Raw genomic sequence first — 13199 nt, forward strand, 5'->3', positions numbered from 1 at the left:
CGGTCCGCCGGGATCCCCTAGGGAGTGTCTGCCCTCGGCGGCCGCCCGCCCACGCGGGCGTCTCCTAGGGGTGCGCCGTCAGCGGCCGCCCGCCCACCACGGTCACCGCCTCCGCTCCGGCCCGGCAGCCCGCCGCTGCCGCCTCTCTCGCGTCCGCGCCCGAGAGCCGGGCCGCCAGGAACGCCCCCGTGAACGCGTCACCCGCGCCCGTGGAGTCCACCGGCGACACCTCCGGAGCGGCGACACGGCCCGTGACCGCGCCGGACTCGGCGACCAGAGCACCCCCGGCGCCCAGGGTGACCGCGACCAGCGGGAACGCCCGGCTCAGTGCCACGGCCGCCTCCTCCGGCTCGGCGCACCCCGTGAGCAGCCGGGCCTCGTCGGCGTTCGGGAACAGGGCCTGCACCCCTTGAGCGGCCGCCAGGAACCGCTCCACGCCCCACTGCTTCAGGAACCCCACGGACGCCGGGTCCACACTCACCGGGATCCCCGCCTCCCGCGCGCCGCGCATCGCCCGCAGCGCCGCCGCACGGCTCGGCTCGGCGAAGAAGAGGTACCCCGACAGATGGAGGCGAGCCGCCCCGTCGAGGAACGCGTCGGACCAGTCGGCGGGGGAGAGGCGCAGCGCTGCTCCGCTGTCCGTCAGGAACGTCCGCTCCGCGCCCGCGTCGACCAGGGATATCACCGTCGCCGTGCCGACCTCGCCGTCCGGGACGAGCATCGGCCGCACGCCCGCCCGGCGGAGCGCCCTGTCGTGCCACCCCGCCTCGTCCGTGCCGACCCGGCCGAGCAGGGTCACCCCCACGCCGCCCGAACGCGCGGCCCAGCAGGCCACGTTGGCCCCGGCACCACCTGGCAGCCGCCGGATCTCGGCGGCCGTGTCGGTCGCCGGCGCCAGCGGTGTCCTGTGCCGGGCGACGATGTCGGTGACCACGTCGCCCACGACCAGCAGACCGCTCATGCGCCGACGCCGGCGTACGCGGCGGCGATCCGTGCCCCGAGGCCCACGTTCCCGCGCACCGCCGCCAGGTTCGCCTCCAGGGACGCCCCGTCCGTGTGCACCATCAGATACTCCAGCAGGAACGGCGTCACGGCCTGGCCCGTGATCCGCTTCTCCTTCACCGCCGCGAGGCCCTGGGCGAGAACCCGGTCGTGCAGCTCCGGGTCCAACTGCTCCGTCACCGGCACCGGGTTGGCGACGATCATCGCCCCAGGGGGCCCGCCCAGCGCGTCCTTGGCCCGCATCACCCCCGCCACCTCCTCGGGCGTGCGCAGCGTCCAGTCGACCGGCTCACCCGAGGAGGCCAGATAGAACCCCGGGAAGTGCTCCGTCCCGTACCCCACCACCGTCACGCCCAGGGTCTCCAGCCGCTGCAGCGTCGCGGGGACGTCGAGGATCGACTTGACCCCCGCGCACACCACGGTGACCCCGACCCGGGAGAGCAGCCGCAGGTCCGCCGACTCGTCCTGCGACTCGGTCCACTCCCGGTGCACGCCGCCGAGTCCGCCCGTCGCGAAGACCCGGATACCGGCGGCGTCCGCCAGCCACGCCGTCGCGGAGACCGTCGTCGCCCCCGTCGCCCCGGTCGCGAGCGCCGGTGCCAGGTCCCGGTGGCCCAGCTTCCGCACCGCCGGGTCCTCGGCGATCCGGGCCGACCCGCGCTCGTCGAGGCCGACATGGGCCACCCCGTCGATCACCGCGATCGTCGCCGGCACGGCGCCCCCGGCCCGTACCAGAGCCTCCAGCTCCCCGGCCACGGCCAGATTGCGCGGGCGCGGCAGACCGTGGGCGATGATCGTCGACTCCAGCGCGACGACGGGCCGGCCCTCGTGGAGCGCCTCCCGCACCTCTTCGTACACCTGTGTGGACATGTCCCATTTCTGGCGCGCTCACGCACCAGTCAAACCTGGGTGGCGAGGTTCAGCCACACCGCGGCAGGGCGGGCAGCCGCGCCGCGTCGACCACCTGGATCACCGCCCGGGAGCCGTCGGACTTCGCGTTGCCCCGGCTGTACGCGACCGCCAGCGCCCCGCCCCTGGCCTGCGCGTAGCCGTACGCGGGAGTGATCCGCGTGTACGAACCCGTGCCGAGGTCGAGCGCGTACGACGTCTCCGGGGTGCGCCAGGTGACCAGGCGGCCGCTGATCCTCAGCTGGTCCATGCCGTCGACGGCCGGTGACGTGGTGACGACCGCCGTGGGCCGCGCGTCCCCCTCCCGCCACACCATCAGGCGCGGTTCGGCCTCGCCCGCCACCCAGGCCCACGTGCCGCCACCGGACCCGCTGCCTCCGTTCCCTCCGTTCGTTCCGCCGTCGGCGACGACCGAGCGGACGTCCCGGAGCGCGGCCAGGGGGCCCGGGAGCTCGGCGGGCCTCCCGTCCCTGAGCGAGACGGCGGCCAGCCGGGTGCCGGATCCCGTGGACTCGCGCCAGACCAGCAGTCCGCCCACCGCGAAGGGTGCGTCGACGACGCCCGTGTGCAGGGGGCGGGGTGCGCCGCCCGAGGCGGTGGCCGCGAACACCGTGGCCTTGCCGTCGCCCACCCCCTGCGCCCAGTGGACGGTGCCGTCGCGGACGACGGGCTGGGGAAGCGGGCCCGGCCGGTCGGCCCGGGCGAGCCGCCGCGACGAGCCCGTCTCGGCGTCCCACACGTACAGACTCCACGGGCTGTCCAGCGTCCGTCCCTCCAGGACGGCGAACGCGGCCCACCGGCGGCCGTCGAAGTCGGCCGCGAGCAGCTGGTGCTCGACCGGGTCGGCGAGCGCCAGCAGGGTGCGCGGCGCGCCGCCGCCGCCCACCAGCGCCGCCCGTCTGCGGTCGGCGCCGCTGAGCTGGACGGCCGTCCAGCCGGGGCCGGTGTCGGTGAGCGTCGCCCGCTCGCCGGCCGGTGCCCGCAGCTCGCCCGCGGCGAGCACGGAGCGCCAGGCCGCCGGCAGCTCCACCTCGCACGCGGCGGCGAGCGCGGTCGGCCTGGGCGCGGGGGCGGACGCCTCGTGGGGCGCCGGTTCCGGGCCGCCGTGCCGCGTCGACGAGCACCCCGCGAGGAGGGTGCCCGCCAGCAGCAGGGTCAGCGCCGCCCGTGCGCCGACCGGGGAGCAGGACCTACCAGACGTACCCACGGCCGCCCATGATGGTGGTGATGGTGTCGGACGAGATGTGCGCCGACCTGGGTACGGAGCCCGCCCACGAGATCACGCTCGTGCTCACCCCGCCCACGGGGTCGAGGTAGTTGACCTGCCCGGCGGCGGTGTCCGCGTTGTACCCGTCGATCGCGACCCAGTGGAATATCTCCACGTTGGGGTGGCCGACGAGGTGGGGGCCGCCCGGTACCTCCCAGGCGTTGCCCGCTATCGCGTAGTCGTTGTCGGTGTTGTGGGTGATGTGCTGCCGGAAGTTCGCCTTGTCGGTGGCGGACGGCGTGTAGGGCAGCGCACGGGGTACGTAACCGGCGCCGGGGAGGCGGTGGTTCAGAGCGTCGGCCATGGGGTAGCCGGTGGGGCTCGGCACGTTGATGTTGACGCCGTACCAGGCGGTGCCGCTGGTGGTGGTCCGCAGGAGGTTGGCCGCGTCCTGCTGGGAGCGGCCGGCGACCTCGTCGGCGGCGGACTGGGCGATCACGAGGGTGGCCGGACCGCACCAGTACGAGGTCCTCTGGGACTGGTGGACGCCACCGGAGAGCTTGTAGCCGGCGAGCGCGCTCTGGGTGCGGATCCCGTCGAGCGCCCTGGACGCCTCCGCCTGCTTGGCGTCGCTCATTCTCTGCTGGGCCGGGGTCAGGCGCTGCGGCCCGAGGGTGTCGTACGCCGCCTTGTAGGAGGCGCCGGGGGCTATCGGTTCACGGGCCGAGGGCTCGGACGCGGCCTGCGCCGGGGGCGCGGCCGCGAGGACCGCGAGCAGCGCGGCGGCGGTCAGGACGGTGGCGGTGCGGGGGGCCTTGCGAGGGGTGAGGGACGACGCGGGCATCGCACTCTCCTGTCGGAGGTGGGGGAGGAGGTCACGGAGGGAGTTTGACGCGCGCACGCCAGGCACGACAGGGGGCTCGGAGGATTCCGTCCGACCAACATTGGGCGCACCAAAGGCGCCTGCGGCGACCTGCGGGAACATCGGTCCACCGACTGTCCCGCCGGCCCCGTTCTCCAGCTGTGCGGCGCCGGGACACAGGCCCCGGCGGTGTGCGCGTATGAGCGGTTCCGCCCCCGAGGGAGCCGAAGTGTTCATCTGCCACTTGTACGACGTCCGAGGGTCCGACTACGACCGGATCTACGCCGATTGGCCGCCTCCACCACTCCTACGGAATCGGTGGCCCGCCGCCGGCTCCCGCCCGACCGGCGCGGCGAAAGCCTCCACCCGATCGCGCCGGGATCACCGCGACGCCCCACCCGGGCCTCGCCGGGAGCGCCTGCCGGGTCCGCACGGCGGTGCGTCAGGCCGCACCTCGGATTTCGTCGCGGTCAGCCGATCCGGTGAAGTCGGCTGGTCAGGGGCGAAGCGGAGGGGATTGTTCCATCCGGTCCTGACGGTGGGGCCGCCCGGAGCCCCCGCTACAGTCACCGGCCATGACGACACATGACCAGCCCTCGTTCGCCGTCCACATCCCCGACGCGGAGCTCGAGCCCGAGCCGCTCGACCCCGCCCAGATCGTCTCGGGAACACCCGAGGTGACCGGCAAGGTCCTCTGGGAGTCCGCCGACGGCAAGCAGGTGCGCGGCATCTGGCAGATCACCCCCGGAGTGGTCACCGACACCGAGGCCGACGAGCTCTTCGTCGTCGTCAGCGGGCGGGCCTCCGTCGCCGTCGAGGGCGGCGCCACGCTGGAGATCGGGCCCGGTGACGCGTGCGTGCTGCGCGAGGGGGACCGGACCACCTGGACGGTCCATGAGACGCTGCGCAAGGCGTACCACATCAGCCTCTGACCCCCGGTGCGGTGAGGGGGCGCCGAGCCCGGTCGGACGCGGAGAGCCCGGTCGGACGCGGCGTCCGCTGCGGACCGACGCCGGACGCCCCCTCAGCCCCGCCGCAGCACGCCGCGCACCGCCAGCGCCGCCATCGGCAGCAACAGGCACGCGCCCACCAGGTTCAGCCAGCCGTAGCCCGCGCGCGCCACGATCAGCCCGGCCATCAGGCCGCCGAGGCCGGCCGCGGTGTTCATGATGAAGTCCGACAGGCCCTGAACGGCCGCCCGCGCGGCCTGCGGAACCGAGTCCGTCAGCAGCGCCGAGCCCGACACCAGGCCCGCCGACCAGCCCAGGCCGAGGACGAACAGGCCCGCCGCGGTCTGCCCGTGGCTGGGGCCCGCCGTGCCCGCGAGCAGCGCCGCCAGGGAGAGGAGCCCGACCGCGAGGCCGATGACGGAGAGCCGGCCGAGGCGGTCCGAAAGCCAGCCCATGACCGGGGAGAAGGCGTACATGCCGGCGATGTGTCCGCTGATCACGTGGCCGATCAGCTGGATGCCGGCGCCGTGGTGGCTCAGCGCCACCGGGGTCATCGACATGATCGAGACCATCGCGGTGTGCGAGGCGGTCACGGTGACCAGCGCCAGACGGGCCCCAGGGGACTTCCGTACGGCCCGCACGCCCGCCCTGAGGGAACGGCTCTCGGCCCCCTGGTCCTCCCCCGGAGCGGCCAGAGCGCGCGCCGTGAGCAGAGGGTCGGGGCGGAGCAGCAGTGCGACCACGAGCGCGGCGATCAGGAACGCGCCGGCCGCCCAGACGAAGGGGCCGGCCGTCGCCGGGATGCCGAGTCCGGCCACGCTCTCTCCGGCCGGCGCGGCGATGTTCGGGCCGAGGACGGCGCCGATCGTCGTGGCCCAGACGACGGTGGAGATGGCCCGGCCCCGGTGATGCGGTTCGACCAGGTCCGCCGCGGCGAACCGGGCGGCGAGGTTGGCCGAGGAGGCGGCGCCGAACCCGACCAGGCCGGCGAGGAGCAGGGGGAAGCTGTTCAGGACCGCCCCGAGGACGGCGACGCCGGCGCCCAGTGCCCCGATGAGATACGCCAGGACGAGTCCGGGGCGCCGCCCGCGCGCACCCATCAGCGCGGCCAGCGGCATGGCGAGCAGTGCGGGGCCGGCCACCGTGGCCGTCGAGGCGAGGCCCGACAGGGCCTCCGTGCCGCTCACCTCCTTGGCGAGGACGGCGGCGAGGGCGATGCCGGTGGCGATACCGAGCCCGCCGAGGATCTGCGTGGCGATCAGCACGGCCTGGACCCGTCGCCGGAGCGCCGGGGGCACGGGTGCCGCGACGGGGGTGGATATCTCCGCCGGACGTGCGGCGTCAGGGGCATCGGGGGCGTTGGTCACTGACGAGAGTGTGCCAGCCGGCCCCGCCCCTGAGAACGGTGCCCGCACGACCCGCGGTCGCCGCGCCTCAGAAGAGGGGCTGCGGAAGGACGCCCTCCAGGGCGAGCAGCGTCCGCTTCGTCTCCCGTCCGCCCCCGAAGCCGCCAATCCCGCCGTCGCTCTCCACCACCCGGTGGCACGGCACCACCACCGGCAGCGGATTGGCGCCCATCGCCGCGCCGACGGCCTGGGCGGCGCCCGGCTGCCCGACCCGCTTCGCCAGATCCCCGTACCCGACGACCGTCCCGAACGGCACACCCTCGGCCAGCTCGCGCAGCACCTGGCGGTTGAAGCCCGTCGTCAGCGTCCAGTCCAGGGCCAGGCCGAACGCGCGCCGGTCACCCTCGAAGTACTCCGCGAGCTGCCGTATCGGCTCGGCGAGCCGCCCCGACGCGCTCTCCACCGGCTCCGCGCCGAGCTGCCCCGCCAGCCGGGCGATCGCCGTCTCCCGGACCGTCCCGTCGGCGTGGAAGACCACGCTCACCAGACCGCGCTCGGTCGCCGCGAGCAGCAGCGGACCGATGCCGCTCGGCACGACCGCCCATTCCACCGTGGTGTCCATGACGATCACGGTACGACCGGGCACTGACATCACGGTCATCACGGCCCGGTCTCGTCTCGGTCTCACCGACGGCAATTCCCGGACCTCATGGTCGTACGGCCCGCCGCGCGCCATAATCTCGCCCCGGTAGGACTACTACTCAGCGGTACCGACTGTTTTCGGACGACGTGGGCACCACGGCTGGAGGTACAGACGCTCATGCAGGGCACGGTCGACGGATTCAGCTACGGCCTCGTCACCCCGGTCGCCGCCTACCTCATGGCCTGCCTCGGCGGCGCCCTGGGGCTGCGCTGCACGACGAGATCCCTGCGTCACCGCGACACCTTCAAAGCGGGCTGGCTCGCCCTGGGGGCGACGGCGATAGGCACGGGCATCTGGACGATGCACTTCATCGCGATGATGGGCTTCTCCGTCCGTCAGGCGCCGATCAGCTACGACCGCCCCATCACCTTCGCCAGCCTGGGCGTCGCCATCCTGATGGTCGGCATCGGCATCTTCATCGTCGGCCACCGCGGGGCCACCCCGCTCACCCTGGTCACGGGCGGCACCATCACCGGCCTGGGCGTCGCCACCATGCACTACCTCGGCATGGCGGGCATGAGACTCCAGGGGACCATCGACTACGACACCCCCACCGTCGCCCTCTCCGTCGTGATCGCCGTCGTCGCGGCCACGACCTCCCTCTGGGCGGCCGTCTCGGTCCATGGATTTCTGGCCAGCCTCGGCGCCAGCCTGGTGATGGGGCTCGCCGTCAGTGGTATGCACTACACCGCCATGGCGGCCGTCAACGTCCACGTGCACGATTCCGCCACCGTCGCGGGCGGCGGCGACACGGCCACCTCGCTGCTGCTCCCGATGCTGGTCGGCCCGGCCGTCTTCCTGCTCCTGGCCGCGGTCGTCGTCATGTTCGACCCGCTGCTCGTGATGGGCGACCCGGACTGGCAGCGCCCCTCCGCGCAGGGCCCCCACCGCCCCGGACTGCCGGCCCAGCGCCGCGCCCCCGCCTACGGCGAGCCGGCGAACTGGTCGGCCCGGCAGCCCGCCGGCCGGGGAGCCAGGGGAGGCCGGGGCGGCCGCGCGGACCGGGGAAGCCGCGGCGGCGCCAAGAGCGCGGGACGGGGCGCCCACCGCTCCCAGGAGTGGTGAGGAGCGGCCCCGAGAGAAGGCCCTGAGGCGTTCCCCGCCCGACTGTCAGTGGGGGGTCGTACGGTGGTTCCATGCGGCCTGTTTCCCAGATCGAACGTACGGTGGCGCCCTTCGAGGTCGTCAGTCCCTACCAGCCCAGCGGCGACCAGCCGACGGCGATCGCCGACCTCGAGCGGCGCGTCCGCGCCGGCGAGAAGGACGTCGTCCTCCTCGGGGCGACCGGCACCGGAAAGTCCGCGACCACCGCGTGGATGATCGAGAAGCTGCAGCGCCCCACCCTGGTGATGGCGCCGAACAAGACGCTGGCCGCCCAGCTGGCCAACGAGTTCCGCGAGCTCCTGCCGAACAACGCGGTCGAGTACTTCGTCTCGTACTACGACTACTACCAGCCCGAGGCGTACGTCCCGCAGTCGGACACCTACATCGAGAAGGACTCCTCGATCAACGAGGAGGTCGAGCGGCTCCGCCACTCCGCGACGAACTCGCTGCTCACCCGCAGGGACGTGGTCGTGGTCGCCTCCGTCTCCTGCATCTACGGCCTCGGCACGCCCCAGGAGTACGTGGACCGCATGGTCCCGCTCAAGGTCGGCGAGGAGATCGACCGCGACCAGCTGCTGCGCCGTTTCGTCGACATCCAGTACACGCGCAACGACCTGGCGTTCGCCCGGGGCACGTTCCGGGTCCGCGGCGACACCATCGAGATCTTCCCGGTCTACGAGGAGCTCGCCGTCCGCATCGAGATGTTCGGCGACGAGATCGAGGCGCTCTCCACGCTCCACCCGCTCACCGGCGAGGTCATCAGCGAGGACCGCGAGCTGTACGTCTTCCCTGCCAGCCACTACGTGGCGGGCCCCGAGCGCATGGAGAAGGCGGTCAACGGCATCGAGCGCGAGCTCGAGACGCGGCTCGCCGAGCTGGAGAAGCAGGGCAAGATGCTGGAGGCCCAGCGCCTGCGCATGCGCACCACGTACGACATCGAGATGATGCGCCAGATCGGCTCCTGCTCCGGCATCGAGAACTACTCGATGCACTTCGACGACCGCGAGCCCGGCTCCGCGCCCAACACGCTCCTCGACTACTTCCCCGAGGACTTCCTGCTCGTCATCGACGAGTCGCACGTCACCGTTCCGCAGATCGGAGCGATGTACGAGGGCGATGCCTCCCGCAAGCGGACCCTGGTCGACCACGGCTTCCGGCTGCCGTCCGCGCTCGACAACCGCCCGCTGAAGTGGGAGGAGTTCCAGCAGCGGATCGGCCAGACCGTCTACCTCTCGGCCACCCCCGGGACGTACGAGCTGTCGCGCGGCGACGGCTTCGTGGAGCAGATCATCCGCCCCACCGGCCTCGTCGACCCCGAGGTCGTCGTCAAGCCCACCGAGGGCCAGATCGACGACCTGGTCCACGAGATCCGGCTGCGGACCGAGCGGGACGAGCGGGTCCTCGTCACCACGCTCACCAAGAAGATGTCTGAGGACCTCACCGACTACTTCCTGGAGCTCGGCATCCAGGTCCGCTATCTGCACAGCGACGTCGACACCCTGCGCCGTATCGAGCTGCTGCGCGAGCTGCGGGCCGGCGAGTACGACGTCCTGGTCGGCATCAACCTGCTCCGTGAGGGTCTCGACCTGCCCGAGGTGTCGCTCGTCGCCATCCTCGACGCCGACAAGCAGGGCTTCCTGCGCTCCGGGACCTCGCTGATCCAGACCATCGGCCGCGCGGCGCGGAACGTCTCCGGACAGGTCCACATGTACGCGGACACCGTCACGCCGGCCATGGAGAAGGCCATCGACGAGACCAACCGGCGCCGCGAGAAGCAGATCGCGTACAACACCGCCAACGGCATCGACCCGCAGCCGCTGCGCAAGAAGATCAACGACATCGTGGCCACCATCGCCCGCGAGGAGGTCGACACCGAGCAGCTGCTCGGCACCGGCTACCGGCAGGCGAAGGACGGCAAGGGGGCCAAGGCGCACGTCCCCTCGCTCGCCGCGCACTCGACGAAGGGCCGGGCCAAGGGCGGCAAGGCGGGCTCCACGGTCGAGCTCGGAGACCGCCCGGCGACCGAACTGGCCGCGATCATCGAGGAGATGACGGACCGGATGCGCGCCGCCGCGGCGGAGCTGCAGTTCGAGGTGGCCGCCCGGCTCCGTGACGAGGTGGGAGAGCTGAAGAAGGAGTTGCGCCAGATGAAGGAGGCGGGACTCGCCTGACCTCCCGGGCTGCTCGGCACGCCCGGTGTGTTGCAAGACCGACACAAAACACGACCATGTCTGCTGCGTTGTCAGTGCCCCTGCGTAGGGTGCTGGGAAACCGCACGCACAGCAAGGCGGCCGCGGGGATCGCTAGGAGAGGGGACAGCGCGTGACGGTCAACATGACCAAGGGTCAGGCCATCAGCCTGGAGAAGCAGGGCGGGGGCGACCTGTCGTCCGTACGGATGGGGCTCGGCTGGCAGGCGGCGCCCCGGCGCGGTCTGTTCGGTTCGCGTACGCGCGAGGTCGACCTGGACGCCTCCGCGGTGCTCTTCGCCGACAAGCAGCCGGTGGACGTGGTCTTCTTCCGCCACCTGGTGAGCGACGACGGCTCGGTCCGGCACACCGGTGACAACCTGGTGGGCGGCGCCGGTCAGGGCGGCGACGACGAGTCGATCCTCGTCGACCTCCAGCGCGTGCCGGTCCACATCGACCAGATCGTCTTCACGGTGAACTCCTTCACCGGACAGACGTTCCAGGAGGTGCAGAACGCCTTCTGCCGGATCGTCGACGAGACGAACGGCCAGGAGCTCGCGCGCTACACCCTGGACGGCGGCGGCCAGTACACCGCGCAGATCATGGCGAAGGTGCACCGGGCGGGCTCCGGCTGGAAGATGACGGCCCTGGGCAACCCGGCCAACGGCCGGACGTTCCAGGACCTCATGCCCGCGATCCTGCCGCACCTCTAGACGGCACGGCAGACGCACCCACAGCTCCCGGAGGCGGCAGGCCACCGGGAGCTGTCCCACATGATCCACACGGAAGACACGGAAGACGCTGAGGGGACAGAGCCGATGACGGTCGAGCTGGTCCGGGGACAGAACCATCCCCTGCCCGACACCCGACTGGAGATCCGGGTCTCGGCCGGACATCCGGTCGTCGCCGGAGCCACCCTCGGCGACGAGGGGGGCCGGGTCCCCGGCGTCGAGTGGATCGCCCACCCGGGCTCGCCCTCGCTGCCCGGGGTCGAGGTCTCCCAGCAGGCCGCGGCCGACCACCGGCTCGCAATCGACCTCGAAGCGGTCCCGGCGGCCGTGCACCGCCTCTCGCTCCTCCTCGCCCTGCCCGTCGGCGTCGGCGGCCCGACCCGCTTCGGCACCGTCGCCGCCCCCTTCGTCGCCGTCACCGGCCTCGACGGCACCGAGATCGCCTCCTACACGATCACCGGCCTGGACCGTGAGTCGGCCGTCGTCGCCCTGGAGCTGTACCGCCGTCAGGGCGCCTGGAAGGTGCGGGCGATGGGCCAGGGGTACGAGGGCGGTCTCGCCGCCATGCTCGGCGACCAGGGCCTCGAGCGCCCGGCCGACCTGGCCGCCACGATCCTGGAGGCCGTCGCCAGGGGGATGGCCCGCTCGGTCTCCGCCCCGCCCCCGCGCGTCCCCGAGACCGAGCGCGTACGCCACTCGGCGCCGGCGGTCGCCCCGGAGACGACGGCCGCCGTGGACTCGTCCCCCACGCTGCCGGTGACCCCGCCCCCTCCGCCGCTGCCCTCCACGCCGCTGCCTTCCACTCCGGCGCCGTCCAGCCCCGCCCCGTCCGCCGGGAGCACGGGCGCCGGGAGCACGGGCGGCGGTCCCATCAGCTACGCCCATCCGGGCCGCCGTGCGGCCGCGCCCGAGCCCGAACCCCGGCAGGCACCCCCCGTCCCCGTCGCCGGGGACGCCGGTGGCTGGTCCATGGACGAGCGGCTCTACAACCAGGTCTGGGGCATGTTCGAGGACCTGGCCCGCACCACCGCCGCGTACCGCAGTGCATGCGACTTCGCCGAGTCCCGGCTCGACAAGGAGCTCGACGGCGTGCTCTCCGACCCGCGCAGCCGCATCGGCGGCGCGGGGGACGCCGCTCGCGAGGCGGCCCGCGCCCGGCACGACGAGCTCACCGGCCGCGCCCAGGAGGTCCTGGACCGGGACCTCGCCCAGCTCGCCGCGGAGTCCGAGGTCGTCGAACCGGCGCTGCCGCCCGCCTACGCCCGCTGGGACAACCCCGTCTGGCACGCCTACCGCGTCCCCATGGAGGCCCCCATGGCGCTGCGCCTGGGCGACCTCCACCTCCCCGAGCGCACGGACCTGCGCATCCCGATGCTGGTGAGGCTCCCGCTGGAGCGCGGCTTGTGGGTGGACTCCGGACGCGGGCGTTCCGAGGCGGCCGGACTGCTGGACGAGGCCGAGCTGCGCCGGCTCGCGCTGGACACCGCCGTCGCGCACGCGGCGCGGCTGCTCGCGGTGTACCCGCCGGGCGAGTTCACGGTCCATGTCGTCGACGCGGCGGGCTCGGGCGCGACGGCGCTCGCGCCGCTCGTCGAGGCGGGCGTCCTCGGGGGCCCGCCGGCGGTCGGAGCGGCTGGGGTCACGGCCGTCCTCGCCCGGCTCACCGAGCGCGTGGACCTGGTCCAGATGGCGCTGCGGGCCGGCGCCCCCGACGCGCTGCCGCCGGGCATGGACACGGCCGAGCAGCTGCTGATCGTCCATGACTTCCCGCACGGTTTCGACGACCGGGCGGTCAACCAGCTCCGCTACCTCGCGGACGAGGGCCCGGCGGTCGGGGTGCATCTGCTGATGGTCGCCGACCGCGAGGACGCCTCCGCGTACGGCCCGGTGCTCGACCCGCTGTGGCGGTCGCTGCTGCGGATCACTCCCGTACCGGACGACCACCTCGCCGATCCGTGGGTCGGCCACGCCTGGACGTACGAGCCGCCGCTGTTCCCGTCGGGGAGCCGGATACTGCCCCAGGTCCTCGCGCAGGTGGCCGAGGCCCGACGGCAGTGGGGCCGCTGACCTGCCGCCTTGGGATCTCTTTACCCTAGCCTTTACCTTTTCTTGGTTCTTCGGGTAGTCTTCTCGGTGCGGAGGGGAGTACTCCCCATGTGCGGCGTTCCCGTCAATACGGACGCACCCCGAGCGGGGT

General features: G+C 73.2%; 11 protein-coding genes. 5 read left to right on the forward strand and 6 right to left on the reverse strand.

What is annotated here, in order from left to right; translation table 11 throughout:
• Positions 1-64: 64 nt before the first annotated feature.
• The 4 genes from ACF1G2_RS10975 to ACF1G2_RS10990 are packed head-to-tail and all read right to left on the reverse strand — an operon-like array spanning position 65 to position 3962.
• Positions 65-961, reverse strand: a complete 897-nt coding sequence (locus ACF1G2_RS10975) for a carbohydrate kinase family protein (protein WP_391797973.1) — start codon at positions 959-961, stop codon at positions 65-67.
• Positions 958-1872: a pseudouridine-5'-phosphate glycosidase gene (locus tag ACF1G2_RS10980; RefSeq protein ID WP_391797974.1), complete on the reverse strand. Its 915-nt coding sequence runs from the start codon at positions 1870-1872 to the stop codon at positions 958-960. Before ACF1G2_RS10980 ends, ACF1G2_RS10975 begins: the two co-directional genes overlap by 4 nt.
• A 49-nt stretch (positions 1873-1921) precedes the next feature.
• Positions 1922-3118 carry a hypothetical protein gene (locus ACF1G2_RS10985; protein WP_391797975.1) on the reverse strand — a complete coding sequence of 399 codons (1197 nt, stop codon included), beginning with the start codon at positions 3116-3118 and terminating at the stop codon, positions 1922-1924.
• A complete protein-coding gene (locus ACF1G2_RS10990; RefSeq protein WP_391797976.1) occupies positions 3102-3962 on the reverse strand; it encodes a hypothetical protein in 861 nt (286 codons plus the stop codon). Before ACF1G2_RS10990 ends, ACF1G2_RS10985 begins: the two co-directional genes overlap by 17 nt.
• Before the next feature lie 593 nt (positions 3963-4555).
• On the opposite strand from ACF1G2_RS10990, the gene ACF1G2_RS10995 reads away from it, so the two are divergent.
• Positions 4556-4912, forward strand: coding sequence for a cupin domain-containing protein (locus tag ACF1G2_RS10995; RefSeq protein WP_391797977.1), 357 nt, complete (start codon positions 4556-4558; stop codon positions 4910-4912).
• Positions 4913-5004: 92 nt separating this feature from the next.
• Here ACF1G2_RS10995 and ACF1G2_RS11000 read toward each other — a convergent pair whose 3' ends face one another.
• Both ACF1G2_RS11000 and ACF1G2_RS11005 read right to left on the reverse strand, forming a co-directional pair.
• Complete coding sequence (locus ACF1G2_RS11000; RefSeq protein ID WP_391797978.1) at positions 5005-6297, reverse strand: MFS transporter; 1293 nt, start codon at positions 6295-6297, stop codon at positions 5005-5007.
• 67 nt (positions 6298-6364) lie between these two features.
• The gene (locus tag ACF1G2_RS11005; RefSeq protein WP_391797979.1) at positions 6365-6898 is read right to left on the reverse strand and encodes a methylated-DNA--[protein]-cysteine S-methyltransferase; all 534 of its coding nucleotides are present in this window, start codon (positions 6896-6898) and stop codon (positions 6365-6367) included.
• A gap of 198 nt (positions 6899-7096) precedes the next feature.
• On the opposite strand from ACF1G2_RS11005, the gene ACF1G2_RS11010 reads away from it, so the two are divergent.
• The 4 genes from ACF1G2_RS11010 (at position 7097) to ACF1G2_RS11025 (ending at position 13069) form a co-directional block, all read left to right on the forward strand.
• The gene (locus ACF1G2_RS11010; RefSeq protein ID WP_391797980.1) at positions 7097-8044 is read left to right on the forward strand and encodes an MHYT domain-containing protein; all 948 of its coding nucleotides are present in this window, start codon (positions 7097-7099) and stop codon (positions 8042-8044) included.
• Positions 8045-8115: 71 nt separating this feature from the next.
• Positions 8116-10254, forward strand: a complete 2139-nt coding sequence (gene uvrB / locus ACF1G2_RS11015) for an excinuclease ABC subunit UvrB (protein ID WP_391797981.1) — start codon at positions 8116-8118, stop codon at positions 10252-10254.
• A 151-nt stretch (positions 10255-10405) separates the two neighbouring features.
• Positions 10406-10984, forward strand: a complete 579-nt coding sequence (locus ACF1G2_RS11020) for a TerD family protein (RefSeq protein ID WP_391797982.1) — start codon at positions 10406-10408, stop codon at positions 10982-10984.
• Positions 10985-11089: 105 nt separating this feature from the next.
• Complete coding sequence (locus tag ACF1G2_RS11025) at positions 11090-13069, forward strand: TerD family protein (RefSeq protein WP_391797983.1); 1980 nt, start codon at positions 11090-11092, stop codon at positions 13067-13069.
• Positions 13070-13199 lie beyond the last annotated feature (130 nt).

Source organism: Streptomyces sp. NPDC013457 (assembly GCF_043089925.1).
GTDB lineage: Bacteria > Actinomycetota > Actinomycetes > Streptomycetales > Streptomycetaceae > Streptomyces.

Excerpts from the sequence above, each read along its gene's own strand:
- ACF1G2_RS10980 (WP_391797974.1), bottom strand. The coding sequence starts at position 1,872 with ATGTCCACACAGGTGTACGAAGAGGTGCGGGAGGCGCTCCACGAGGGC.
- ACF1G2_RS11025 (WP_391797983.1), top strand. The coding sequence starts at position 11,090 with ATGACGGTCGAGCTGGTCCGGGGACAGAACCATCCCCTGCCCGACACC.
- ACF1G2_RS10990 (WP_391797976.1), bottom strand. The coding sequence starts at position 3,962 with ATGCCCGCGTCGTCCCTCACCCCTCGCAAGGCCCCCCGCACCGCCACC.
- ACF1G2_RS10975 (WP_391797973.1), bottom strand. The coding sequence starts at position 961 with ATGAGCGGTCTGCTGGTCGTGGGCGACGTGGTCACCGACATCGTCGCC.
- ACF1G2_RS11005 (WP_391797979.1), bottom strand. The coding sequence starts at position 6,898 with ATGGACACCACGGTGGAATGGGCGGTCGTGCCGAGCGGCATCGGTCCG.
- ACF1G2_RS11010 (WP_391797980.1), top strand. The coding sequence starts at position 7,097 with ATGCAGGGCACGGTCGACGGATTCAGCTACGGCCTCGTCACCCCGGTC.
- ACF1G2_RS10995 (WP_391797977.1), top strand. The coding sequence starts at position 4,556 with ATGACGACACATGACCAGCCCTCGTTCGCCGTCCACATCCCCGACGCG.
- uvrB (WP_391797981.1), top strand. The coding sequence starts at position 8,116 with ATGCGGCCTGTTTCCCAGATCGAACGTACGGTGGCGCCCTTCGAGGTC.